The following is a 22635-nucleotide window of genomic DNA, read 5'->3' on the forward strand; positions in this document are numbered from 1 at the left end:
CTTCGCGGTGTCACCGGCCACGGAAGTCCGGTGGGCGGCGTTCGAGGAAGGCGCACAGTCCTTCTCGGGCGTCGGCGGTGGTCATGTTCTGTTCCTGTGCGGCCGCCTCGGCGGCGAAGGCCGTCGCGCGGTCGGAGTCCAGGGACGCGTTGACGAGCTGCTTGGTCAGGGCGAGGGCGCGGGTGGGGCCGGCGGCGAGCCGCTCGGCGAGGGTGTCGGCGGCCGCGTCGAGCTCGTCGGCGGGGACGACGCGGTTGACCAGCCCGAGGCGTTCGGCGGTGGCGGCGGGGAGGTCGTCGCCGAGGAGGAGGAGTTCCTTCGCGCGGTGCGGGCCGATCAGGCGGGGGAGGAGGTAGGCGCCCCCGCCGTCGGGGACGAGGCCGCGGCGGACGAAGACCTCGATGAACTTCGCCGTGTCGGCGGCCAGGACGAGGTCGCAGGCGAGGGCGAGATGGGCACCGAGACCGGCGGCCGTGCCGTTCACGGCGGCGACAACGGGTTTCTCGCAGTCGAGGACGGCGGCGATGAGGCGCTGGGCCCCGGACCGGATCGTCCGGGCCACGTCGCCCGCGACCCGGTCCGCGGCGGCCGGACCGCCGCGCAGGTCGGCCCCCGCGCAGAAGGCCCGGCGGCCGGCGCCGGTCAGGACGACGGCCCGCACGGCCGGGTCCGCGGAGGCCTCCAGAAATTTCTGTATGAGGCGTTCACGCAGGTCAGGGGTGATGGCGTTCATCGCCTGGGGGCGGTTGAGGGTGAACCGGGAGACCCCGTTGTCGGTGACGTGGAGTACAACGGATTCCACGGAGTCATCACGCTCCGTGACCACTCCACGGGGGGAGTCAGTCATGTGTGTTCTCCTGGCGGCAGACGGCCAGTGCGTCCAGGGCGCAGGCGCCCTGCCCGCGCGGCAGCACCATCAGCGGATTGATGTCGAGTTCGGCGAGGCCGTCGCCGAGTTCCAGGGCCATGCGCTGCACGCGGAGGATGACGTCGACGAGCGCGTCCGTGTCGGCGGGTGGCGCCCCGCGCACGCCGTCGAGCAGGCGGGCGCCGCGCAGTTCCCGCAGCATGTCCCGCGCGGTCCCGGCGTCGAAGGGCGGTACGCGTACGGCCGTGTCCCGCAGGACCTCGACGAGGACCCCGCCGAGGCCGGCGGTGACGGTGGGCCCGAAGAGCGGGTCGTGGCTCATGCCGACGACCATCTCGACGCCTCGCTCCACCATCTGGCAGACGAGGACGCCGTCGAGGTCCAGGTCCTCGCAGCGGGCGATGTCGGCGAGTTCGCGGTAGGCGTCGCGGACCTGGCTGGCCGAGGTGAGGCCGATCTTGACCAGGCCGAGTTCGGTCTTGTGCGCGAGCCGGTCGGCGGACGCCTTCATCACCACGGGGTAGCCGACCTGGGCCGCCGCCCGGACGGCACCGGCGGCGCTGGTGACCAGTTGCTCGCGCGGGACGCGGATCCCGTACGCCCGCAGCAGTTGCTTGGCGGCGTGCTCGCTCAGCCGGCGGCCGGGGTGCAGCAGGGCGCGCGCCTTCCGTGCGGAGGAGGAGGGCGTGCGCGGCGCGTCGTCGAAGGGGGAGCGGTAGCCGGCGGCGAAGCGGTGGTGGTCCAGCCAGGCCCGTACGGCGGTCACGCAGTTGCCGAAGGTGCGGAAGGTGGCGAGCCGGGAGGAGCCGAGCAGGGTGGTCCGGTAGGCCTCCTCGGTGCCCACGGGGGAGCCCCAGATCACGCACACCAGTTTGTCGGTGGCCTCGGCGGCCTCGGCGAGGTCCTGGGCCAGCCGGTCGCTCATCGGCGGGAAGGGGCCGGTGATCGGGCAGACGAGGACGCCGACCGCAGGATCGGCGAGGATCGCGTCGATGATCTTCCGGCCACGCCAGTCCCCGACGGGATGGCCCCCGCTGTCCACGGGGTTGGAGACGTTCAGGTACTCCGGTATCCACTGGTGGAGTTCGGCCTGCTTCGGCTCCGGGAGGGTGGGCAGCGGCAGCCCGGCGGCGGTGGCCAGGTCCGCGAAGTGCGCCCCGGTGCCGCCGGAGATCGAGTAGACGACCACGCCCTCGGCGGCCGGTGGCCGGGCCCGGGCCAGCAGGGCGGCGGTGTCCTGGAGTTCGTCCAGGGCGTCGACGCGGATCACGCCGAACTGGCGGAAGGCGGCGTCGGCGACCGCGTCGGATCCGGTGAGCTTGCCGGTGTGGGTGGCGGCGGCGCGGGTGCCCGTCTCGGTACGGCCCACCTTGACCATGACCACCGGCACCTTGTTGCGGGCCGCGTGGTCGGCGGCGAGGGCGAACGAGCGGCCGTCCTTGAGGCCTTCGGCGTAGACCGCGATCGCACCGATCTCGGGCCGCCCGGCGAAGTAGGAGAGGAAGTCGGCGGTCTCCAGGTCGGCCTCGTTGCCGGTCGGCGCCCAGTGGCTGAGCCGGATGCCGAGCTCCTGCAGGGCGTAGACCGGACGGCCCTGGTGGCCGGACTGGGTGATCAGGGCGATCGCCGGCCCGGGGAGGTCCTCGCGGAACGCCTGGAAGGCGTTGAGGTTGGTGTTCGGCCCCAGCAGCCGCAGTCCGCTGCCCGCGACGGCCCGGCCGAGCCGCTCCTGGGCGGCGGCACCCGCCTCCCCCGTCTCGGCGAAGCCGGAGGCGAAGACGACCGCGAACCGTGCCTTGGCCCCGGTGAGCTGCTCCAGGACGGGGAGGGGGTTGGCGACGAGCAGGACGGCGAGGTCGACCGGCTCGGGGAGATCTGCGACGGATGCGTGGCAGGGAAGGCCGAACACGGTGCCGCGGCCGGGGTTGACCGGATGGAGCCGGGCGCCGACCCGCTCGGCCCAGGTGACGAGTTGCCGGGTGATGCCGGTGTTGGGGCGGCCCTCGGCGTCCGAGGCGCCCACCACGGCCAGGGACTCGGGCCGGAAGAAGCGGTCGAGGTCGGGCACGCAGGCGTGCAGCGGTCGCCCGCTGACGTCCACGTCGTCCGTGCCGTGGCCCGGGCCGGCGGCGTCCGCGGCGGGATCGGTGCCGCGCGTGCTGAAGGTCGATCCAAGCATGTGTCTCGCCCGTCCCGCTCGAAGGTCCAGAGAGCTGACGCAATGTCAGATTACTGAACTGACGATCCGTCAGGAACGGGGAGGATGCGAGAAACCTGTGCACCCCCGCGGGAAGGCGGTCCGGCCGGCCGAGGGGGGAGGGCCGGCCGGACCGCCGGACCGGGGTGGAGCAGGAGCGGTGCGGGGGCGCGCAGGGGTGGTGCGGAGGCGGTGCGGAGGAGGTGCGTGCGGCGTCGCGGGTGCTCGTCCGTACCCCCTCGGTACCCACCGCGCGCGTTCGCTACCGCCGCGCCACGGCTTTGGCGATCCGGCGCGCGTCGATGGCCATTTCGCGGAACATGCCACTGATGGGATTGGTGAAGCCGGTGAAGTACAGACCGGGAGCGTTCTTCGGGCTGCGGCCGCCGTGCCGCACGGGCCGGCCCCGCTCGTCCAGCACGTCAAGGTGGCCGACGAGCGGTTCCAGGCCGCGCCGGTAGCCGGTGGCCGCGACCACCGCGTCCGGGGTGATCCGCGTGCCGTCGGCGAGCAGCACCTCCCGCCCGTCGAAGCCCTCGACGGCGGCGACGGGCTCCACCTTCCCCGACCGGACGGCGTCGATGATGCCGACGTCCTGGACGGGGATGGAGCCCTCCCGCACCCGCGAGTAGAGCCCGTTGTCCGGGCGGGGCAGTCCGTACGCGGACAGGTCCGGCACGGAGACGCGCTCCACGTAGGGCGCGATCTTGTCGACCAGCTTCGTGGGGAGGCGGCGGACCATGATCCCGGTGCGCTGCGCGGGCCACCCGGCGGTGGAGCGGCGCATGATGTGCGGGGGCGTCCGCACCGCCAGCCGGACGCGGGCCGCGCCGGACTCGGCGAGGTCGACGGCGATCTCGGCGCCGGTGTTGCCCACGCCCACGACCAGGACGTCCCGGCCCTGGTAGGGCCGGCCGTTGCGGTAGCGGGAGGCGTGCAGCAGCTCTCCGTCGAAGGTGTCGCGCCCGGGCCAGTCCGGAAGGTGCGGCGAGTGGTTGTAGCCGGTGGCGACGACGACGCTGCGTGCGGTCAGCCGGCGCCCGCCGGTGGCCGGGAGCACCCAGCCCGCCGCCGGGTCCCCGGCGGGCTCGATCCGCCCCACCTCTATGCCGGTGGCGACGTCCAGCCCGTGGAACTCGGCGTACTGCTCCAGGTAGCGGACGACGTCGTCGCGGCCCACCCAGCGGCCGTACGACCGGGGTATCCCGAGGCCCGGGAGCGCGGACAGGCGTCTGGTCGTGTGCAGCCGCAGCCGGTCGTAGTGGCCGCGCCAGGAGGCGCCCACCGCGTCCGACCGCTCGACGACCAGGGTGCGCACGCCCCGGTGCCGCAGCGACGCCGCGACGGCGAGACCGCCGGGACCGGCGCCGACGACGATGGCGTCCGGCGCCGCCGTGTTCGGTAGGGGGGTGGCGGCGGATGCGGAGGTGCCGGCGGATGCCGAGGTGTCGGTCATGGCTGCTCCCGTGCCTGCAGGGTGAGGGTCACTCCGGAAGGTAGCGCGCTTTCGCCCCGGCACCTTGCGGAGGTGCGACCGCATCCGGTCAACTGACATACCGTCAGATTCCTTGTCCCGGGGAGGCACACGATGCAGACGATCTGGCTGACCGGCGCCGAATGGCTCGCCGTCCTGCGCATCGGCCTCGGGCTGTGGTGGCTGGAGAGCTGGCGCCACAAGGACAAGAAGGGCTGGTTCGAGCGGGGCACCGGCATCGCCTGGGCCGCCGACGTCGCCGCGAAGCACCGCTGGACCTTCGTCCAGGGCGGATTCACCGCGGTCGTCGCGCCCCGCCCCAAGGTGATGGCCTACGTCGTCGTCCACGCCGAACTGGCCGTCGGGCTCGGTCTCACCGCAGGGCTGCTGACACCGGTCGCGCTGGCCGGCGGCATCGTCCTCAACCTGCTCTACCTCATCCTCATGATCCACGACTGGGCGGAGCAGGGGCAGAACGCCATGATGATCCTCGCCTCCGTCGTCCTCCTCTTCGCCATGGGCTGGCAGACCTGGTCCCTCGACAGCGTCTGGGGGCTCTTCCTGTGACCGGCCTGCCCGAGCCCGACGCCTTCACGCGCACCTACTGGAGCGCCGCCGCCGAGGGCCGGCTGCTGATCCGCCGGTGCCTGGCCACGGACTGCGGCGCCGCCCACCACTACCCCCGGGAGTTCTGCCCGCACTGCTGGAGCGAGGAGGTCGTCTGGGAGCAGGCCGCGGGCCACGCCACCCTCTACACCTGGTCCGTGGTGCACGCCAACGACCTCCGGCCGTTCGCCGGACGGGTCCCCTACGTCGCCGCCGTCGTCGACCTCGCCGAGGGGCCGCGCATGATGACGGAGGTCGTCGGCTGCGCCCACGACGCGCTGCGCGTCGGGATGGACCTGCGCGTCTGCTTCCGCCCCGCGGCCGCAGGCGGGGAGATCGCGATCCCCGTCTTCCGTCCGGCCCGGGCGGCCGCCGCCTCCTTTGCTTGAATGAGGGCGTGCTGAGGCCGGTGGAGTTGGAAGCGTACGGACTGCTGCTCAGGCCCTGGGAGGAGACGTCCGGCGACCTCGACGCGGCACTGCGCGGCCTCGCGGACCCGGACTTCCGCCGCTGGAACACCGCGCACGCCCCCGAGCCCGACGAAGCCGGGGTGCGGGCGTTCCTGCGGCGCCGGCGCGACGGCTGGGGGGCCGGCGACCTCGCGTCGTTCGCCGTCACCGAGGCCGGTGTGGTGCTCGGCCAGGCCGGGATAGGGATGATCGACCACACCATGCGCGGCGCACGCGTCAGCTACTGGATGCTCCCCGAGGCCCGTGGGCGCGGCGTCGCCTCCCGGGCCCTGGAGGCGGTCACCCGGTGGGCCTTCCGCGATCTCGGCCTGCACCGGCTGGAGCTGGGCCACGCCGTCGGCAACGAGCCCTCCTGCGGTGTCGCGCGGCGCTGCGGTTACGTCCTCGAAGGGGTCCTGCGCGAGGCGGTCGTCGACCTGTCCGGCGCCCTTCGGGACGTCCACCTGCACAGCCGCCTGGCGACCGATCCACGTCCCTGACTCCGGCGACCGCACGGGGATTTGCCGTGCCTTGGGGGAATCTTATGCCGATCGGGACAAGTGCTTTCCCGATCACCGTGTGCGGGTTGGCTAGGGTGCGATCCGCCCCTCGCGCGCCGCGGACCCATACGCCGGTGCATCCGCGCGCCGCACGCCGTGCCGGACGTGCGCGCCGTGCCGGGGGCCTCAGCAGTCCTGCCAGGCGCACCCGGTGCGGTGCGTCCCGTGTCGTGAATGGGGTGGGGATGTCCGGTCACCGGATGTCGAAGAAGCGTCGCTACATCGCCTGGGCGGTGGCGGCGGCCGCGGTGCTCGTGGGCGGTGGTGTCGCGGCGGGGGCCTCGATGGCGACCACGGTGTCGCGCCCGGCCCCGAAGGTCTACACGGGGCGGGCGTTCGACACCTGCACGGCGCCCTCCGCGTCGGCGATGAAGGCGTGGCACAACGGGTTCTACGGTGCGGCGGCGGTGTACGTCGGCGGCAAGAACCGGGGGTGCGCGCAGCCGAACCTGACCGCGTCCTGGGTCAAGTCGGTCAGCGCCACGGGCTGGAAGCTGATCCCGCTCTACGTGGGCGCGCAGCCGCCGTGCCAGACCAGCCGCAACCCGGAGAGGCTGACCGCCTCCACCGCGGCCTCGCTGGGCGCCGCGGACGGCGCGGACGCGGTGGCGAAGGCGTCCGCGCTGGGGATGAAGGCCGGCAGCCCGGTGTACCTGGACATGGAGTCGTACGACGTCACCAACACCTCGTGCAACAACGCGGTGCTCGCGTACGTCCGGGCGTGGGACAAGGCCGTGCACGCCAAGGGCTACTGGGCCGGCTTCTACGGCTTCCGCAGCTCCAGCGCGAAGGCCGTCGCCACGGCGACCAACCGCACCGACCTGCCGGACGTCCTCTGGTACGCGCTGTGGGACGAGCACAAGACCACGACCACGGACTGGCCGTTCTCCGCGTCGCTGTGGACCGGGCACCGCCGCGGCCACCAGTACATGGTCAACAGCAAGGAGACCCGCGGCGGTCACACCATCACCGTGGACCGCAGCGACTGGGACGCCCCGGTCGCCGTCACCGGCTGACGCCCGAGGGGGCGGTGGAGCCCCGGCGGCGCGGAGGGGGCGGGGCAAGGGCCCGTGACCCTCAGTCCCGCCCCAGCACCACCGTCCCCGAGGAGCAGAACCAGCCGCCCGTCCCCGAGGCCACGGCCAGCTCCGGCAGCGCCCCACCGGGCTTGCGCACCTGGCGCTCGCCCGCCTCCCCCCGCAGCTGCCGTACCGCCTCGACGAGCAGGAACAGTCCCCGCATGCCGGGATGGCAGGCGGACAGCCCGCCGCCGTCGGTGTTGACCGGCAGGGGCGACGCGGCCACGAAGGGCCCGCCCTCGCCCTTGGCGCAGAAGCCGAGGTCCTCCAGCGTGACCAGGGTCATGTAGGTGAAGGCGTCGTAGATCTCGGCGAGGTCCATCTCGTCAGGGGTGACGCCCGCGCGGGAGAAGGCCAGCCGCCCCGAGACCGCGGCGGGGGAGACCGTGAAGTCGTCCCACTGCGACATGGTGGCGTGCGAGACGGCGGTGCCGGAGCCGAGCACCCACACCGGGGGCGGCGCCGCGTCCCGCGCGTACTCCGCGGCGGCCAGGAGCACCGCGCAGCCGCCGTCGGAGCGGATGCAGCAGTGCAGTTTGGTGAACGGGTCGGCGATCACCTGCCCGGACAGGACGTCGTCGACGGTGATCGGCGTGCGGTACATCGCGTCGGGGTTGCGGGCCGCGTTCGCCCGGGCCCGGACGGCGACGGTGGCGAGCTGCTCGGCGGTGGTGCCGTACTGGTGCATGTGGCGGCGGGCGGCCATCGCGTACTTGGCGATCAGCGTGTGCCCGTAGGGGGCCTCGAACTGCAGGGGCCCGCGCGTCCCGAAGGACAGGTTGGCGGTGCGCCGCCCGGCCTTGAGGTCGGCACGGGCGGTGGAGCCGTAGACCAGGAGCACGACGTCGGCGTGCCCGGCGGCGATCGCGTCGGCGGCGTGCGCGGCCATGACCTCCCAGGTCGCGCCTCCGACGGAGGTCGAGTCGACCCAGCGCGGCCGCAGTCCGAGGTACTCGGCGACCTCGACCGGCGCGAGCGTGCCGAGCCCGGCCGAGGCGAAGCCGTCGACGGCCGACCGTGGCAGCCCGCTGTCGGCGAGCGCGCGGCGCGCCGCCTGGGCGTGGAGCGCGTAGGGGGTGGCGTCGTCGACCCTGCCGCAGTCGGACAACGCGACGCCGAGGACGGCGACTTCACGGCCGTTGCGAGTACCCTGACCCTGAGCCATGAATCTGACGGTACATCAGATTTGGGGTTTCCGGACGCCGCCGGATCCCCCGAGGTGGGAGGAGAGCTCGCCGTGGACGCCGCCTTCACCGAGGAGCAGGAAGAGATCCGCCGCACCCTGCGCGAACTGCTCCGCAAACGCTGCGGACCGGACGAGGTGAAGTCCGCCGCCCGCACCCCCGAGGGCCACGACGGCGCCCTGTGGCGACTGCTGGCGCGGTCGCTGGGGCTGCCAGGCCTCGCCCTGCCCGTCGCGTACGGGGGCGCCGGCTGCGGCCCGGCGGAACTGGTGCTGGCCTGCGAGGAGACCGGCCGGGCGCTGCTGCCCTCACCGCTGCTGGGCACGACCGTGCTCACCGCCCCCCTGGTCGAGGCGCTCGGCACCGACGCCCAGCGCCGTGCCCTGCTCCCGCGCCTCGCCTCCGGGGAGCCCGCGGCCCTTGCCGCACCCCTCGTCGCCCTCGGCCTCACCGGCCCCAACACCGGTGACTGGGCGGGCGGCGGCCGCGCGGGGGGCGTGCAGGCCCGCCGGGCGGACGGGGTCTGGCGGCTGTACGGGCAGGCGGACCAGGTGCTCGGGGGCCCCGGCGCCGGGCTGCTGCTGGTGGCCGCCCATACGGGTGGCTACGCCCGCAGCCGGATCCGGCTCTTCCTCGTCCCCGGCGACGCCCCGGGCCTGGTCCGCAGGCGGCTGACCGCCCTGGACGAGACCCGCCCGCAGGCCCGCGTCGAACTGCGCGACGTCCCCGCCGAGCCCCTGGGCGGGGAGGAAGCGGTCGATCCGCGCCCCGCGCTCGCCCGTACGGGTGCCCTGGCCGCCGCCGCACTGGCCGCGGAAGCCGTCGGGGCGGCCTCCCAGGCGCTCGCGGGGACCTTGGAGTACGTCGGGGTCAGGGAGCAGTTCGGACGGCCCGTGGGCTCCTTCCAGGCCGTCAAGCACCGTCTCGCCGACCTGTACGTCCAGGTCCAGGCCGCCCGCTCGGCCGCCTACTACGCCGCCTGGGCCGTCGGGTGCCCCCCGGAGCAGGCACCGGACGCCGTGGTGGCGGCACCGCTCGCGCTCGCCCAGGGCCTGGAGGCACTGCGCGCCACCGCGGGCCAGGCGGTCCAGTTGCACGGCGGCATCGGCTTCACGTGGGAGCACCACGCGCACCTGTACGTGAAGCGGGCCGCCTCCGACGAACTGCTCTTCGGCCCCGTGCACGCGCTGCGGGCCCACGCAGCCGAGCGGGCGGGCCTCTTCGCACCCGCGGCCGCGGCGGCGTCCCCACCGACGTCCACACCCACGACCGCGCCCACGACCAAGGGGAGGGCGGCGGCATGAGCGTGCTGCGGACCGCCGTGCAGAAGGTGTCGTCGACCCGGGCGTTCGCCAGGGTCGGGCCGCATGTCGTCCCGGCGCTGGACCGGTTCGTGCACCGGGCGACCCGCGGCAGGGTGCTGCTCAGCGCGCGGATGCTGCCCGGGTTGGTGCTCACCGCCACCGGCGCGCGCAGCGGGCTGCCCCGGCGCACCCCGCTGGCCTGCATGCCCGAGGAGGGCGGGACCTTCGTGCTGGTCGGCAGCAACTTCGGGCGCACGGACCACCCGGCGTGGACGGGGAACCTGCTGAAGCACCCCGACGCGGAGGTCAGCTGGCGCGGCCGGGACGTCCCGGTCCGGGCGGAGTTGCTGACGGGCGGGGAGCGCGAGGCGGTGTGGGCGGCGCTGCTGGAGTTCTGGCCGCCGTACGCGACCTACGCGCGGCGCGTGGAGCGGCGGATCCGGTTGTTCCGGCTCGTCCCCAGGGAGCCGGGCGGCGGCGGGGCCGTGGAGCCGTAGACCGTGGAGCGGAGCCCCCGGAAAGGACAACGCGGGCGCCTGGGCCGGCAACCTCCCCCGAGGACCGGTCGGCGCCCGCGTCGTTGCAGGCAGGACTTCGACGTGAACGTAGATCAACAATGCCGCCGGAGGCGGGCGTCAGCGCCGCGGCGTCACCGCGTCGGCTTCTTGCCCGTCACACCGAGGTGCACCAGCAGCGAGAGGTTCGGCTTCAGCTCGGCCTGCTTGACGCCCCAGCTCTGGAAGCCCTTCTGGTGCGCGGCGACCGCGGCGAGCATGGCCACGAGGGATCCGGCGACGGCTGCCGGGCTGACATCCTTGTCGACGCGGCCCTTGCCCTGGAGCTCCTTGATCGAGTCGGAAAGGGAGTTGGTGAGGGGGTTGAGGATCTTCATGCGGATCTTGTAGAACCGCTTGTCCCCTTCGGCCGCGCCCAGGTCGACGACGCGCAGGATGGCGTCGTGCTTGCGCCAGAAGGAGAGGAAGCCCTCGACCAGTTCCTCCGCCGCCGTGGCGCCGGACTTGCCGGCCCAGGAGCGGCCGGCGACGAGGTCCGTCAGCGCGGCCCCCTCCTTGGCCATCTCCTCGGCGAGCTCGAGGACGGCGCCCTCGACGTCGGGGAAGTATTGGTAGAACGTTGCGGGGGAGGTACCCGCCATCCGGGCGACGTCGATGACCTTGACGTCCCGGTACGGCGACGTGCTGAGCATTTCGCCGAGGCAGTCGAGCAGCTTCTGCCGCGTCGCCTGTCCCCGGCGCCCTGCCACACGGCCGTCGACGGTGCGAACTTGTCCTGTCATGCCGTCAGTTTACGGGCTGGTGATCAGCGCGCGATTCGGTGCCTGCAAATGGGGAAGGCCATGTGTTCGATTTCTCCTCGGGCGCGGCGGGGGATCCGCCGATAACGTGTCAAGTCAGACACTCCGTCGATCCACGCGAATCCCCACGTGAATCGGGATCGTCAGCCGCATCACCGGACGAATCGAGGACGAGATGGCCGTGCACCCCGACGGCACCCCCTGCTGGGCCGACGCCATGCTCAACGACCTGGAGGCCGGCAAGCGCTTCTACGGCGGACTGCTCGGCTGGACCTTCGGGCAGGGGGAGGAGCAGTACGGCCTGTACACCCAGGCGTACGGCCCGGACGGGAAGAACGTCGCGGCCCTCGCCCCCAAACCGGACGGCCGGATGCCGACGGTGTGGAACCTCTACCTCGCCTCCTCCGACATCCGGGCCACCGCGGGCAGGATCCGTGACTCGGGCGGCCAACTCATCATGGAGCCCATGCCCGTTGGGCCCTTCGGCACGATGCTCATGGCGGCCGACCCGGGCGGCGCGGTGTTCGGGGTGTGGCAGGCCGGCACGCACGGCGGCTTCGAGGCGACCGGCGTCCCCGGCTCCTACATCTGGACCGAGGTCTACACGCGTGAGACCGAGCGGACCGACCCCTTCTACGAGGAGGTCTTCGGCTTCGGCAGCAAGCGGATCGAGGACGAGGCCATCGACTTCCGGATCTTCGTCCCCGAGGGCGAGGAGGTCACCCCCGACAAGGCCGTCCTCGGCCGCTTCCGGATGGGGGAGGGTTTCCCGCAGGAACTGCCCGCCCACTTCGTCGTCTACTTCGCCGTCTCCGACGCCGACCGCGCCGCGGAGGCGGTCGCGCGGCTCGGGGGCCGGGTCACGATGGGTCCGATGGATTCGCCTTTCGGCCGTTTCCTCCTGGCGAGCGACGACCAGGGTGCCCATTTCGCCCTGATCGATCCCGGTACCACGGTCGGTGAGAAGCCGTCCTGAACGCGCGCGGATCCGCAACCGAATCAAAGGTAATCGCGTGTCGACACCGCCCCGGGTTCGCAACTGATACTCATCCCAGGAAGAATCAGGGACGGACCCCGGGATGGGGGGAACCCACGGGGAGGTGGCAGGGCAGTGGTGCAGCAGCTGACGCAGCACGATCCGAGACGGATCGGCCCTTTCGAGGTGCTGGGCAGGCTGGGCGCCGGCGGTATGGGCCTGGTCTATCTCGCCCGCTCGGCGTCCGGCCGGCGCGTGGCGATCAAGACCGTACGGGCGGAGCTCGCCGAGGACCAGTTGTTCCGCGTGCGCTTCGCCCGTGAGGTGGAGGCGGCCCGCGCGGTCAGCGGCTTCTACACGGCGGCGGTCGTCGACGCCGATCCCAGGGCCGCCGTGCCCTGGCTGGCGACGGCCTTCGTGCCGGCGCCCTCGCTCGAGGAGATCGTCAACGAGTCCGGGCCGCTGCCCGTGCAGGCCGTGCGGTGGCTGGCGGCCGGGGTCGCGGAGGCGCTGCAGTCGATCCACGGTGCGGGCCTGGTCCACCGGGACCTGAAGCCCTCCAACGTGCTCGTCGTGGAGGACGGCCCGCGGGTGATCGACTTCGGCATCGCGAGCGGGGTGTCCAACACGCGGCTGACGATGACGAACGTCGCCGTCGGCACGCCCGCGTACATGTCGCCCGAGCAGGCCAAGGACTCGCGCAGCGTCACCGGCTCCAGCGACGTGTTCTCGCTGGGCTCGACGCTGGTCTTCGCCGCGACCGGGCACGCGCCCTTCCACGGGGCGAACCCCGTGGAGACGGTCTTCATGCTGCTCCGGGAGGGCCCGGACCTGTCGGGTCTGCCCGGCGACCTGCGGCCGCTCATCGAGGCGTGCATGCGCATGGAGGCGGACCGCCGGCCGAGTCCGGCGGACCTGCAGGCGCAGTTGGCGCCGCATCTGTTCTCCTCCGCGGGTGACGACACCGGCACGGCCTCCGCGTGGCTGCCGCCCGCGGCGGTGGGCCTGATAGAGGAACGGCGCAGTGGCGGGCGCCCCGGCGCGGGGCCGGGCGCCCCCGGCGGTGGCGCGGGCGCCGGAGCGGCCGGTGGCGGCGGTGCGGGTGCCCCCGTGCCCCCGATGCCCGCACGGCCTCCCGCACCCCCCGTGGTGCGCCCCCCGGCCGCCGCCGAGGGCCCGGGCGGACCGGTGCAGCTCGCCGGTTCGGCACCGATAGGGCCCGGGATGCGGCTCGCCGAGCGCAAGAACCAGGCCGCGGCCACCGCCGCCGCCGGGGACGGGCTCGGCTGGGCCGGCCGCGGCGGCGCGGCCGGGGGTCCGCCGGCGGCGGTGCCCGGCCAGGGCAACGCCCAGGGCGCGCCCCAGGGCGCCCCGCAGGCGCCCGCGGTCCCGCCGGGTGAATGGCGGCCGTGGCGGTTCCGCATGTCGAACGACGTGTGGGGCACGCCGGTCGTGTCCTCGGGGCGGCTCTACGTGACCTCCTTCGAGGTGCACGCGCTGGACGTGGCCACCGGACGGCGGCAGTTCAAGACCCGTGACGTGGCGTGGACGATGGCGGTCTCGGGCGGCCGGATCCACGGCTCCGACGGGCCGAGCCTGTACGCGCTGGACGCCGCGGACGGCTCCGAGCACTGGCGCACCGGTGTGGACGGCTGGATCTACTCGCTCCGTGCGGACGCCGGGACCGTGGTCACCGGCACCCGCGGCGGCGGCGTGCAGGTCTGGGACGCCGCGGCCGGACGGCTGCGCTGGGAACGCGGCGGGGCGCAGACGGAGTTCGAGACGCCCGAGTCGGGTCCGAGCGTGGTGGACGGGGTCGTGTACTTCCACGGCGGCGGCCGGCTGCACGCCCTGGACGCGACGAGCGGCGCGGAGCACTGGTCGTACCCGACCGGGGAGGGCGGCGCCATGCCGACCCGTCCGGTCGTCGCCGACGGCGCGGTCTACGTGACCGTGGGGAACCGCGTGCTGGCGCTGGACGCCCGCAGCGGCGCCGAGCGGTGGCGCTTCGACGCCCCCGCGGTGATGTTCGCGCCGCCCGCCTACGTGCCGGGACCGGGTGTCACGGGCGGCGGCGTCTACGTCGCCGACTACCTGGGCACCGTGTACGCCCTGGACCCGGCGGACGGGCGTGACCGCTGGCGGGTCGCGACGGAGCAGCGGCAGAGCGTGGAGCCGGTGCTGGTCGCGGGCGGCTCGGTGATGCTGGGCGCGGGCGGCGCGCTGTACACGCTCGACGCGGTCTCCGGCACCCCGAAGTGGCGCTTCGCCGCGCAGGGCGAGATCGTCGGCTCCCCGGTGGTGGCCGACGGGCGGGTGCACTTCGGCTCGAAGGACCACTGCCTCTACACGGTCGACGCGAGCGGCGGCCAGTTGCGCTGGAAGCTGGAGACCGGCGGGGAGATCACCGGTTCGCCGGTCGTCTCGGAAGGTGTGGTCTACGCGAGCAGCAAGGACCGCTGCGTGTACGCCCTCAACGCCGTGAAGGGCACCGAGGCGGCCACCCGGCGCGCGTGACGTACCCGGCTGACGGCCGTCGTGCCACACACGGAAGGGGCTGACGACGGCCGCCGCCGGTCAACTTACGCGGCGGGGGGCCGCGGCGCCACGCGAGGGGCGTCGGGGTGACCCTCGTTCACCGCGTTCCGGCGACGGCGCCGACGTGGGCTCCACCGCGCGCCACGACCCGCCCCCGTGCCCGCCCCCGTGCCCACCGACGTGACGGTGCGCCGCCGACGGGGTCCGGGAGCAAGGGCGGCCACGGGAACGCGATGACCGGCCGGCCGCACCGCGCGGCCGCCCGGCGTCCGCCGAACCGGCCCGCGGCCCGGGACACCGTCACCGCACCCGGTGCTCCCGGGTGCGGTGCGCGAACAGCCGGGCCTGGTGGCCTGGCGGGAGGTTGCCGAGGGCGATGAGGTGCGGCGCGTGCGCGAAGGCCTGGGCCCGCGCGGCCTCGTGGGCCGACCAGACGGCGCGGACGGTGCCCTGCACGGCCTCGGTGGGGTGGGCCGCCACGACCGCCGCCGCGCGCAGGGCCGCGTCGAGCAGCAGCGGGCCGGGCACGACCTCCGAGACCAGCCCGGTCTCGTGGGCCCGCCGGGCGCCGATCCGCTCCGCGGTGCCCATCAGGGCCATGCGCATCACCTCGCCGTAGGGCATGCGCTGAGCCATGGCGATGGCCTCGTACGCGCTGACCATGCCGTAGCTGGTGTGCGGGTCGAAGAAGGTGGCGTGCTCGGCGGCGATGACGAACTCGCACTCGCCGAGCAGGTAGAAGGCGCCGCCGCAGGCCATGCCGTTGACGGCGGCGATGACCGGCTTCCACAGGTCGTTGGCCTTGGGCCCGACCGTCAGCAGCGGGTCGTCGAGGGCGTAGGGGGAGGGCGGCTGCGGGACCTGCACCGCGCGGTCCAGGCCGGTGCAGAAGGCGCGGTCGCCGGCTCCGGTGAGGACGACGGCGCGGACCTCGTCGCCGGCGCGGAACTCCCGCCACAGCGCGCTCAGTCCGGCGGCCGTGGCGAGGTCGATCGCGTTGTGCCGTTCCGGCCGGTCGAGGGTGACGACGGCGACGCCGTCCTTTGTCTCACAGCGCAAGCCAGCGCGGGATGCCGTCATGGAAGACCGCCTTCACGGGGGCGCCGATGCGGATGCGGGCGGGGTCGAAGGAGTCCAGCCGGGCGTCCGGTGCCGTGACCAGGTTGCCCACCAGCCGGATCCGGGGGTCCTCGGCGAGTTCGACGAGGACCACGTTGTACGGGGCCTGTTCGGCGTAGCCGGACAGCAGCGGGGGATGGGGGACGACGTACGACCAGACGCGTCCGCGGCCGCTCACCGGCCGCCACTCGCAGGCGAAGGAGTGGCAGTACGGGCAGCACGGGCGCGGCGGGAAGCGCAGCCGTCCGCAGTCCGCGCAGGCCTGGACGCGCAGTTCGCCGGCGCGGGCGTACTCCCAGAAGGGGGCGCCGTCGTCGTCGGTGACGGGGCTCAGCATGTCAGCTCCTCAGGATCAGGGCGGAGGTCGGGACGCCCTCGCCCGCCGTGACCAGGCAGGTCCGCGCGCCGGGCACCTGGTCGGTGGAGGTGCCGCGCAACTGCCGCACGCCCTCGGTGATGAGGTTGAAGCCGTGGACGTACGCCTCGCTCAGCCCGCCCCCGGAGGTGTTCAGCGGCAGCCGGCCGCCGATCTCCAGGGCGCCGCCCTCGGTGAAGGCGCCCCCCTCCCCGCGGGCGCAGAAGCCGTAGCCCTCCAGGGAGAGCGGGACCAGGGCGGTGAAGGCGTCGTAGATCTGGGCGACGTCGATGTCCTGCGGGGTGAGGTCGGCGTGCTTCCACAGGTGGCGGGCGGCGGTCCAGGCGGGGCCCGTCAGGGGGTCGTCGGTCCAGTAGTTGACCATGCCGTGGTGCTGGGCCGGCAGGCCCTGGGCGACGGAGTGGACGTAGACGGGGCGCTGCCGGGCGTCGCGGGCGCGGTCGGCGGAGACCACGACGCAGGCCAGGGCGCCGTCGGTCTCCAGGCAGTTGTCGTAGAGGCAGAGCGGCTCGCTGATCCAGCGCGAGGTCATGTACATCTCGCGGGTCAGCGGGCGTTCGTACATGATCGCGGCCGGGTTCTGGTTGGCGCGGTTGCGGCAGGCCAGGGCGACGTTGAAGAGGTGGTCGCGGGTCGCGCCGTACTCGTGCAGGTAGCGGCGGGTCAGCATGCCGATCTCGTCGGCGGGCCGCAGCAGGCCGAAGGGCCGGGTCCACTGGGCAGGGGTGGGCAGTTGGACGGTGGTGTTCGTCCACGGGCGCGGGCCGCTGCCGCGCTTGCGGGACCGCCAGGCGACGCCCACGGTGGCCTGGCCGGTGGCGACGGCGGCGGCGAGGTGGGCGACGGTGGCGCAGGAACCGCCGCCGCCGAAGCCGGCCTTGGAGAAGAAGGTGAGGTCGCCGAGGCCGACGGCCTTCGCCAGCTCGACCTCGTCGGTCTCCTCCATCGTGTACGACGCGAGGCCGTCGACCTCGCGCGGCTCGATCCCGGCGTCGTCGAGCGCCGCAAGGATGGCGCGGCAGGCGAGGGCCTTCTCCGACTCGGGGAGGTGCTTGGCGAAGGGGGTCGCGCCTATGCCGACGATCGCGGTGGCGTCCTTCAATGCTGACATTCCGTCAGACTATCGCTAATCTGACGGACAGTCAGCTCATGGGGAGGTGCTCGGCGCATGCGTGGTGACCTGGAGTGGGGCAGCGTCCCACGGCTCGTACGGGAGGCCGCGCGACGCTGGGGTGAGCGCGAGGCGGTCGTGGACGGCCGGACCCGCGTCACGTACGCGGAGCTCGGTGCCCGGGTCGAGCGCGCCGCCGCGGCGGCCGTCGCCTCCGGGATCGCCCCGGGGGACCGGGTCGCCGTCTGGGCCCCCAACACGCTCGACTGGATCACCGCCGCCCTGGGGTCGGTCACCGCCGGCGGGGTGCTCGTACCGCTCAACACCCGCTTCAAGGGCGCGGAGGCGGCCTACGTGCTGCGCCGCACCCGCGCCCGGCTGCTCTTCGTCACGGGCACCTTCCTCGGCACCTCCTACGTCGCCTCGCTGCGGCGCGCGACGCAGAAGCACCCGCTGCCGGACCTGGAACAGGTCGTCGTCCTCTCCGACGCGGCGCCGGAAGGCCACGGCTACCGGCGCTGGAAGGACTTCCTGGCCGCGGGCGCCCCCGTCACCGGTGCGGCGGTATGGGCCCGTTCCGACGCGATCGACGGCTCCGCGCCCTCGGACATCACCTTCACTTCCGGGACGACCGGCCACCCCAAGGGCGCGGTGGTCACCCACGCCCAGACCCTGCGCGTCTACGACGTCTGGGCGGACCTGGCCGGGCTGGAGGAGGGCGACCGCTACCTGATCGTCAACCCGTTCTTCCACACGTTCGGCTACAAGGCCGGGATCATCGCGTGCCTGATGCGCGGCGCGACGATGGTCCCGCAGCCGGTGTTCGACGTGGGCACCGTCCTGGCCAACATCGCCGCCGAACGCGTCACCGTGCTGCCGGGGCCGCCCACCCTCCACCAGTCGGTCCTCGACCACCCCGAACGGGCCCAGCACGACCTGAGCTCGCTGCGGCTGGTCGTGACGGGCGCGTCCGTGATCCCGCTGCAACTGGTGGAACGGCTGCGCAGCGAGCTGAAGATCGCCACGGTGCTGACCGCCTACGGGCTGACGGAGGCGAGCGGCACCGTGACGATGTGCCGGCGCGGCGACCCCGCGGAGGTGGTGGCCGCGACCTCCGGACGGGCCATCCCCGACACGGAGGTGCGGGTGCTCTCCGAGGGGCCGGGCCGCCCCGGCGAGGTCCTGGTGCGCGGCTACCACGTCATGTCCGGCTACTGGGAGGACCCCGGGGCCACGGCCGAGGCCGTCGACGCGGACGGCTGGCTGCACACGGGGGACGTGGGCGTGATGGACGCCGACGGCAACCTGCGCATCACCGACCGCATCAAGGACATGTTCATCGTCGGCGGGTTCAACGCGTACCCCGCGGAGATCGAGCAGGCGCTCGCCCGCCACCCCGACGTGGTGGAGGCGGCGGTGGTGGGCGTCCCCGACCCGCGGCTCGGCGAGGTCGGACGCGCGTACGTCGTGCGGCGGGACGGGGCCGTGGTCACCGCGGACGACCTGATCGCCTGGTCCCGGCGGGAGATGGCCAACTACAAGGTGCCGCGCGAGGTCGAGTTCCTGGCGGAACTGCCGCGCAACGCGAGCGGGAAGGTGCTCAAGACGCAGTTGCGGGGACGGGGACGATGAGGAGCGTGCCCGGGTGTCAGGGGGTGTGGAAGCTGTCGGGCGAGACGATCGTCTGGTGCCGGTCGTCCACGCCGCCCGCGGCGGCGGCCGGGAGCGCGGCGGCGAGGAGCCCGGCCGCTACGGCGGCGAGGACGACGGCGGCCTTGCGTACGAACTTCATGACGCCCTCCGGAGGAGAAGCCGGGTGCCGGGTCGACTGCGCCGGGAACCTACCGTGTCGGACCCGCGGGTCCGCACGTGTCGTGCGCCGGTGGACTTCGGTGCGATCCGGGGCATGACAAAGACCGACTGCGGCGCCCCCTCCGCGCCGCAGTCGGTCCGTGGATCCTTCGTGCCGTTCCCCCCTCGGAGGCGCTCCCCCCTTGGTGCGCCCCCCAGGTCGTGCTGTCCCCCGCGCCCTGTCGTGCTGTCCCCCGTGCCCCCGTCGTGCTGTCCCCGTGCCCCCCTCGGGCCGGTCGTCCCCCGTGTCAGGCGCCGGTCAGGGCGAGTGCCAGTTGTCGGGCTTGACCGTGGTGTCGTCGCCCTTGACCTTGGGCTCCTCGGTCTCCTCGGTCTCGACGACTTCCGGTTCTTCCTCGACGGTGGAGCCGGACTCGGGTGCCGTCTCGCTCATGGTGCCTCCCCTGTGGGTGGAACTGGGCCGATACGAAGCCCGCCTGGCAACGACCCCCGTGCGCTACCAGGCGGGCAGCTCTTGCAGTGATGGAATCGTGGCAGGCGTCGATAATCAACCGATAAACGGAACTGTTGATGTCCTGTATCAGCGGTGTTGCGTGGTGCGGAACCGCTACACGGCGATCGCCGGGGCGGCCGGACCGTGCAGCAGGCTCCGTACCTCGTCGGCGTCGGGGGAGCCCAGCGTGACGAAGGCCGCCAGGGCGTCCCGCCAGCAGGCGCGGGCACGGTCCACCTGGCCCGCCCCCGCGAGGGCGCGACCGAGGACGGTGAGCACCTTCGCGCGGTAGAGCTCGCCCCCGAGGTCGCGCAGCGCGTTCAGCGACTGCTCGGCCAGCGCCGCCGATTGGCGGTGGGCGCCGGAGGACAGGTGCACCTCCGCCATGCGGAAGAGGGACATGGCCTCCCAGAAGCGCTGCCGGGCCGCCCTGAAAGCGGGGAGCGCCTCGGAGAGCGCCGCCAGGGCCTCCTCGCGGCGGCCGGCCGCCGTCAGCGCGATGGCGAGTGCGTACAGCCCGTTGCCGAGGCGGAATCCGGCCCGCAGGTCACGGTAGATCGACAGGGCCCGCTCCGCCGAGGCCACGGCGGCGGAGACGTCCCCGAGTTCGATCTGCGCGCGGGACAGGTTGCTCAGCGCGGCGGCGCCGCCGTGCCGGTTCCCGTCGGCCACGAAGGCCTCCAGTGCCTGGGAGTGGTGGTCCGCGCAGTCCTGGAAGCGCCGCCACGCGAGGGCCACCATCCCGCGCAGATTGGGGGCGTAACTACTGGTCAGAGCGTCGCCCACGCCCCGCCCCAGCACGAGGCTGCGTTCGGCCTCCCGGTCGGCCTCCTCCAACTGTCCGGCCAGGATGTACTGCTGGCCCAGCAGCACGCGGGCCCGGCCCTCCACGAGCGGTTCACCGCAAGCGTCGGCCGTCGCGACGAGGGCGCGCGTCGCCTGCTCGTATTGGCGCGCGTAGATCCCGGACTCCATCAGGTCCTGGCTCACGAGCAGGAGGTCGACGGCCCGCCGCATCGGGCCCTCGCAACCCCCGGCGGCAGCCTGCCGGACGGCGGCGACGAGACTGGGCGCCTCGGTGAACAGCCAGTCCAGGCCCTCCTCGCGGGAGCCGAACGGCAGTCCCCCGCGGCCCACGGGGGCGAGGTGCGCGAGCAGGCGGTCGCCGGGGTTCTCCAGCTCGTAGGCGCACATTGCCGACGCGAGGTAGAAGTCCAGCAGCCGGGACACGGCGGCGCAGCGGGCGTCCTCCCCCTCGTGGCGCTCGGCGCAGTCGCGGGCGTACAGGCGGACCAGGTCGTGGTAGCGGTAGCGGGCGGGTGCGGCGGACTCGATCAGGCTGATGTCGACCAGCGTCTCCAGCAGTTCCTCGGCGTCGTAGACGTCCAGGTCGAGGACGGCCGCCGCCGCCTCCAGGGAGATGTCCGGGCCGTCGGCGAGGGCCAGCAGGCGGAAGGCGCGGGCCTGCTGCGCGGTGAGCTGGCCGTAGCCGAGTTCGAAGGTGGCCTTGACGGCGAGGTCGCCGGCCTTGAGCTCGTCCAGGCGGCGGCGTTCGTCGCTGAGCTTGCGGGCGAGGAAGGCGACCGTCCAGGTGCGGCGGGTGGCCAGGCGGGAGGCGGCGATGCGGATGGCGAGCGGCAGGAAGCCGCAGGCGGCGACGACGTCGAGGGCGGCCTGGCGTTCGGCGGCGACGCGCTCCTCCCCGACGATGCGGGTGAAGAGCAGCAGGGCCTCTTCCGGGCTCATGACGTCGAGGTCGACCAGGTGGGCCCCGGCCAGGTCGACCATGCGGACCCGGCTGGTGATCAGCGCGGCGCAGCCGGGAGTGCCCGGCAGGAGGTGGCGGACCTGGGCGGCGTCATGGGCGTTGTCCAGCAGGGCCAGGATCCGGCGGCCCGCGAGGGTGGATCGGTAGAGCGCGGCGCGGTCGGCGAGGGACTCGGGTATCGCGGAGTCGGTGACGCCGAGGGAGCGCAGGAAGGAGGCGAGCACCGTCTCCGGTTCGGCGGGCCGGGCGTCGGTGCCCTGGAGGTCCACGTAGAGCTGGCCGTCGGGGAAGGTGCCCGCGACGGCGTGGGCGACGTGGACGGCGAGGGTCGTCTTGCCGACGCCGCCGATGCCGGCGACGGCGGAGACCGACATGACCCCGCCGTCCACCGAGGCCGCACCCAGGCGTTCGGCGAGCTCGCGGACGAAGGCGTCCCGGCCGGTGAAGTCGGCCACGGTGGCCGGCAGCTGGGCCGGTCGCACCGGCTCGGCGACCGCCTCGGCCTGCGGGACGGGCGGCGGCAGCAGCGACGGGTCGGCCTCCAGCACGCGCTGGTGCAGCTCGGTGAGCTCGGCGCCCGGGTCGACGCCCAGCTCGTCGTCGAGGAGGCGGCGGGTGTCGGCGTAGACGCCCAGCGCCTCGGCCTGCCGCCCGCTGCGGTACAGCGCGAGCATCAGCAGGGCACGCGGTCGTTCGCGCAGCGGGTGCTCCGCCGACAGGACGGTGAGTTCGGAGACGGCCTCGGCGTGGCAGCCGGCCTGCAGGTCCAGGTCGAGGCAGCTCTCTGTGAGCTGCAGCCGCCATTCCAGCAGGCGGGTGCGCTGGGTCTCGGCGTACGGGCCGGGGAGCCCGGCCAGGGGCTCGCCGTCGAAGAGGGCCAGCGCGCCGCGCAGTTCCTCGCGGGCGGTGGCCAGGTCGCCCGCCGCGCGGGCCTTCTCGGCCGCGGCCTGGTGCCGTTCGGCGAGGACGAGGTCGAAGCCGTCGCCCGGGTGCAGCACGTAGCCGCCGTCGACGGTGGCCAGGGCGTCGGCGCCGAGGGCCTTGCGGAGGCGGAAGGCGTAACTGCGCAGCGCCGCCAGCGCGGTGGGCGGTGGGTCCTCGCCCCAGACGGCGTCCAGCAGTTCCTGCGCGGTGGCCGTGCGGCCGCCACGCAGCAGCAGCGCGCCGAGCAGCGCCTTCTGCTGTGGCGACCCGGCGGAGATCGGCTCCGTGCCGCGCCAGGCCCGCACCGGGCCGAGGACCGCGAAGCGCAGCGCTCCGCCGTGGTCCTTACCGCTTGCCATGCCTGCCCCCAGGTGCCGCCGTACCTTCGCGACGAGCGCGTATATCGATCGTTCATCACGAGCCGGAACAGTCTTCACGGACGGCGGGACCATCCCGATCGGTTCCGCCGCTTGTGCCAGTTT

The 22635-nt window shown here is 73.8% G+C and carries 20 protein-coding genes; 9 read left to right on the top strand and 11 right to left on the bottom strand.

What is annotated here, in order from left to right:
- Positions 1-10: 10 nt before the first annotated feature.
- The 3 genes from ACFYYN_RS02975 to ACFYYN_RS02985 form a co-directional block, all read right to left on the bottom strand.
- Positions 11-847, bottom strand: coding sequence for an enoyl-CoA hydratase/isomerase family protein (locus ACFYYN_RS02975; protein WP_500544443.1), 837 nt, complete (start codon positions 845-847; stop codon positions 11-13).
- The gene (locus ACFYYN_RS02980) at positions 840-3047 is read right to left on the bottom strand and encodes an acetate--CoA ligase family protein (RefSeq protein ID WP_500544444.1); all 2208 of its coding nucleotides are present in this window, start codon (positions 3045-3047) and stop codon (positions 840-842) included. Before ACFYYN_RS02980 ends, ACFYYN_RS02975 begins: the two co-directional genes overlap by 8 nt.
- A 280-nt stretch (positions 3048-3327) precedes the next feature.
- Positions 3328-4521, bottom strand: coding sequence for a flavin-containing monooxygenase (locus ACFYYN_RS02985; protein ID WP_500544445.1), 1194 nt, complete (start codon positions 4519-4521; stop codon positions 3328-3330).
- 132 nt (positions 4522-4653) lie between these two features.
- On the opposite strand from ACFYYN_RS02985, the gene ACFYYN_RS02990 reads away from it, so the two are divergent.
- The 4 genes from ACFYYN_RS02990 (at position 4654) to ACFYYN_RS03005 (ending at position 7170) form a co-directional block, all read left to right on the top strand.
- A complete protein-coding gene (locus ACFYYN_RS02990) occupies positions 4654-5106 on the top strand; it encodes a DoxX family protein (protein WP_500544446.1) in 453 nt (150 codons plus the stop codon).
- Complete coding sequence (locus ACFYYN_RS02995) at positions 5103-5534, top strand: Zn-ribbon domain-containing OB-fold protein (RefSeq protein ID WP_500544447.1); 432 nt, start codon at positions 5103-5105, stop codon at positions 5532-5534. The genes ACFYYN_RS02990 and ACFYYN_RS02995 overlap by 4 nt, the downstream gene beginning before the upstream one ends.
- An 8-nt stretch (positions 5535-5542) precedes the next feature.
- Positions 5543-6094: a GNAT family N-acetyltransferase gene (locus ACFYYN_RS03000; protein ID WP_500544448.1), complete on the top strand. Its 552-nt coding sequence runs from the start codon at positions 5543-5545 to the stop codon at positions 6092-6094.
- A gap of 245 nt (positions 6095-6339) precedes the next feature.
- Positions 6340-7170, top strand: coding sequence for a glycoside hydrolase domain-containing protein (locus tag ACFYYN_RS03005; protein WP_500544449.1), 831 nt, complete (start codon positions 6340-6342; stop codon positions 7168-7170).
- A gap of 61 nt (positions 7171-7231) precedes the next feature.
- Here the strand turns inward: ACFYYN_RS03005 and ACFYYN_RS03010 are convergent, their stop codons facing one another.
- On the bottom strand, positions 7232-8398 hold the full coding sequence (locus tag ACFYYN_RS03010) for a thiolase C-terminal domain-containing protein (RefSeq protein WP_500544450.1): 1167 nt from the start codon (positions 8396-8398) through the stop codon (positions 7232-7234).
- 72 nt (positions 8399-8470) lie between these two features.
- On the opposite strand from ACFYYN_RS03010, the gene ACFYYN_RS03015 reads away from it, so the two are divergent.
- The gene (locus ACFYYN_RS03015) at positions 8471-9721 is read left to right on the top strand and encodes an acyl-CoA dehydrogenase family protein (protein WP_500544451.1); all 1251 of its coding nucleotides are present in this window, start codon (positions 8471-8473) and stop codon (positions 9719-9721) included.
- Positions 9718-10218 (top strand): nitroreductase/quinone reductase family protein, encoded by a 501-nt coding sequence (locus tag ACFYYN_RS03020; RefSeq protein WP_500544452.1) that lies wholly within the window; start codon positions 9718-9720, stop codon positions 10216-10218. Before ACFYYN_RS03015 ends, ACFYYN_RS03020 begins: the two co-directional genes overlap by 4 nt.
- Before the next feature lie 152 nt (positions 10219-10370).
- Here the strand turns inward: ACFYYN_RS03020 and ACFYYN_RS03025 are convergent, their stop codons facing one another.
- A complete protein-coding gene (locus ACFYYN_RS03025; RefSeq protein WP_499512412.1) occupies positions 10371-11018 on the bottom strand; it encodes a TetR/AcrR family transcriptional regulator in 648 nt (215 codons plus the stop codon).
- A gap of 193 nt (positions 11019-11211) precedes the next feature.
- Between ACFYYN_RS03025 and ACFYYN_RS03030 the strand changes: the two genes are divergently transcribed.
- Together ACFYYN_RS03030 and afsK are read left to right on the top strand one after the other, a co-directional pair.
- Positions 11212-12012, top strand: coding sequence for a VOC family protein (locus ACFYYN_RS03030; RefSeq protein WP_500544453.1), 801 nt, complete (start codon positions 11212-11214; stop codon positions 12010-12012).
- 135 nt (positions 12013-12147) lie between these two features.
- Positions 12148-14529, top strand: coding sequence for a protein serine/threonine kinase AfsK (gene afsK, locus ACFYYN_RS03035; RefSeq protein WP_500544454.1), 2382 nt, complete (start codon positions 12148-12150; stop codon positions 14527-14529).
- 321 nt (positions 14530-14850) lie between these two features.
- Here afsK and ACFYYN_RS03040 read toward each other — a convergent pair whose 3' ends face one another.
- The 3 genes from ACFYYN_RS03040 to ACFYYN_RS03050 are packed head-to-tail and all read right to left on the bottom strand — an operon-like array spanning position 14851 to position 17156.
- Positions 14851-15630, bottom strand: a complete 780-nt coding sequence (locus ACFYYN_RS03040; RefSeq protein WP_500544455.1) for an enoyl-CoA hydratase/isomerase family protein — start codon at positions 15628-15630, stop codon at positions 14851-14853.
- On the bottom strand, positions 15599-16006 hold the full coding sequence (locus ACFYYN_RS03045) for a Zn-ribbon domain-containing OB-fold protein (protein ID WP_499512408.1): 408 nt from the start codon (positions 16004-16006) through the stop codon (positions 15599-15601). Before ACFYYN_RS03045 ends, ACFYYN_RS03040 begins: the two co-directional genes overlap by 32 nt.
- 1 nt (position 16007) lies before the next feature.
- On the bottom strand, positions 16008-17156 hold the full coding sequence (locus ACFYYN_RS03050; RefSeq protein ID WP_500544456.1) for a lipid-transfer protein: 1149 nt from the start codon (positions 17154-17156) through the stop codon (positions 16008-16010).
- A 57-nt stretch (positions 17157-17213) separates the two neighbouring features.
- On the opposite strand from ACFYYN_RS03050, the gene ACFYYN_RS03055 reads away from it, so the two are divergent.
- Positions 17214-18788 carry a FadD3 family acyl-CoA ligase gene (locus ACFYYN_RS03055; RefSeq protein WP_500544457.1) on the top strand — a complete coding sequence of 525 codons (1575 nt, stop codon included), beginning with the start codon at positions 17214-17216 and terminating at the stop codon, positions 18786-18788.
- A gap of 16 nt (positions 18789-18804) precedes the next feature.
- Here ACFYYN_RS03055 and ACFYYN_RS03060 read toward each other — a convergent pair whose 3' ends face one another.
- The 3 genes from ACFYYN_RS03060 to ACFYYN_RS03070 all read right to left on the bottom strand — a co-directional run bounded on the left by ACFYYN_RS03060 (position 18805) and on the right by ACFYYN_RS03070 (position 22512).
- On the bottom strand, positions 18805-18948 hold the full coding sequence (locus tag ACFYYN_RS03060; RefSeq protein WP_500544458.1) for a hypothetical protein: 144 nt from the start codon (positions 18946-18948) through the stop codon (positions 18805-18807).
- 318 nt (positions 18949-19266) lie between these two features.
- Positions 19267-19401: a hypothetical protein gene (locus tag ACFYYN_RS03065; RefSeq protein ID WP_500331516.1), complete on the bottom strand. Its 135-nt coding sequence runs from the start codon at positions 19399-19401 to the stop codon at positions 19267-19269.
- A 174-nt stretch (positions 19402-19575) separates the two neighbouring features.
- Positions 19576-22512: an AfsR/SARP family transcriptional regulator gene (locus ACFYYN_RS03070; protein ID WP_500544459.1), complete on the bottom strand. Its 2937-nt coding sequence runs from the start codon at positions 22510-22512 to the stop codon at positions 19576-19578.
- Between the last annotated feature and the right edge of the window lie 123 nt (positions 22513-22635).

It is taken from the genome of Streptomyces sp. NPDC001902 (assembly GCF_042891295.1).
Classification (GTDB): domain Bacteria; phylum Actinomycetota; class Actinomycetes; order Streptomycetales; family Streptomycetaceae; genus Actinacidiphila.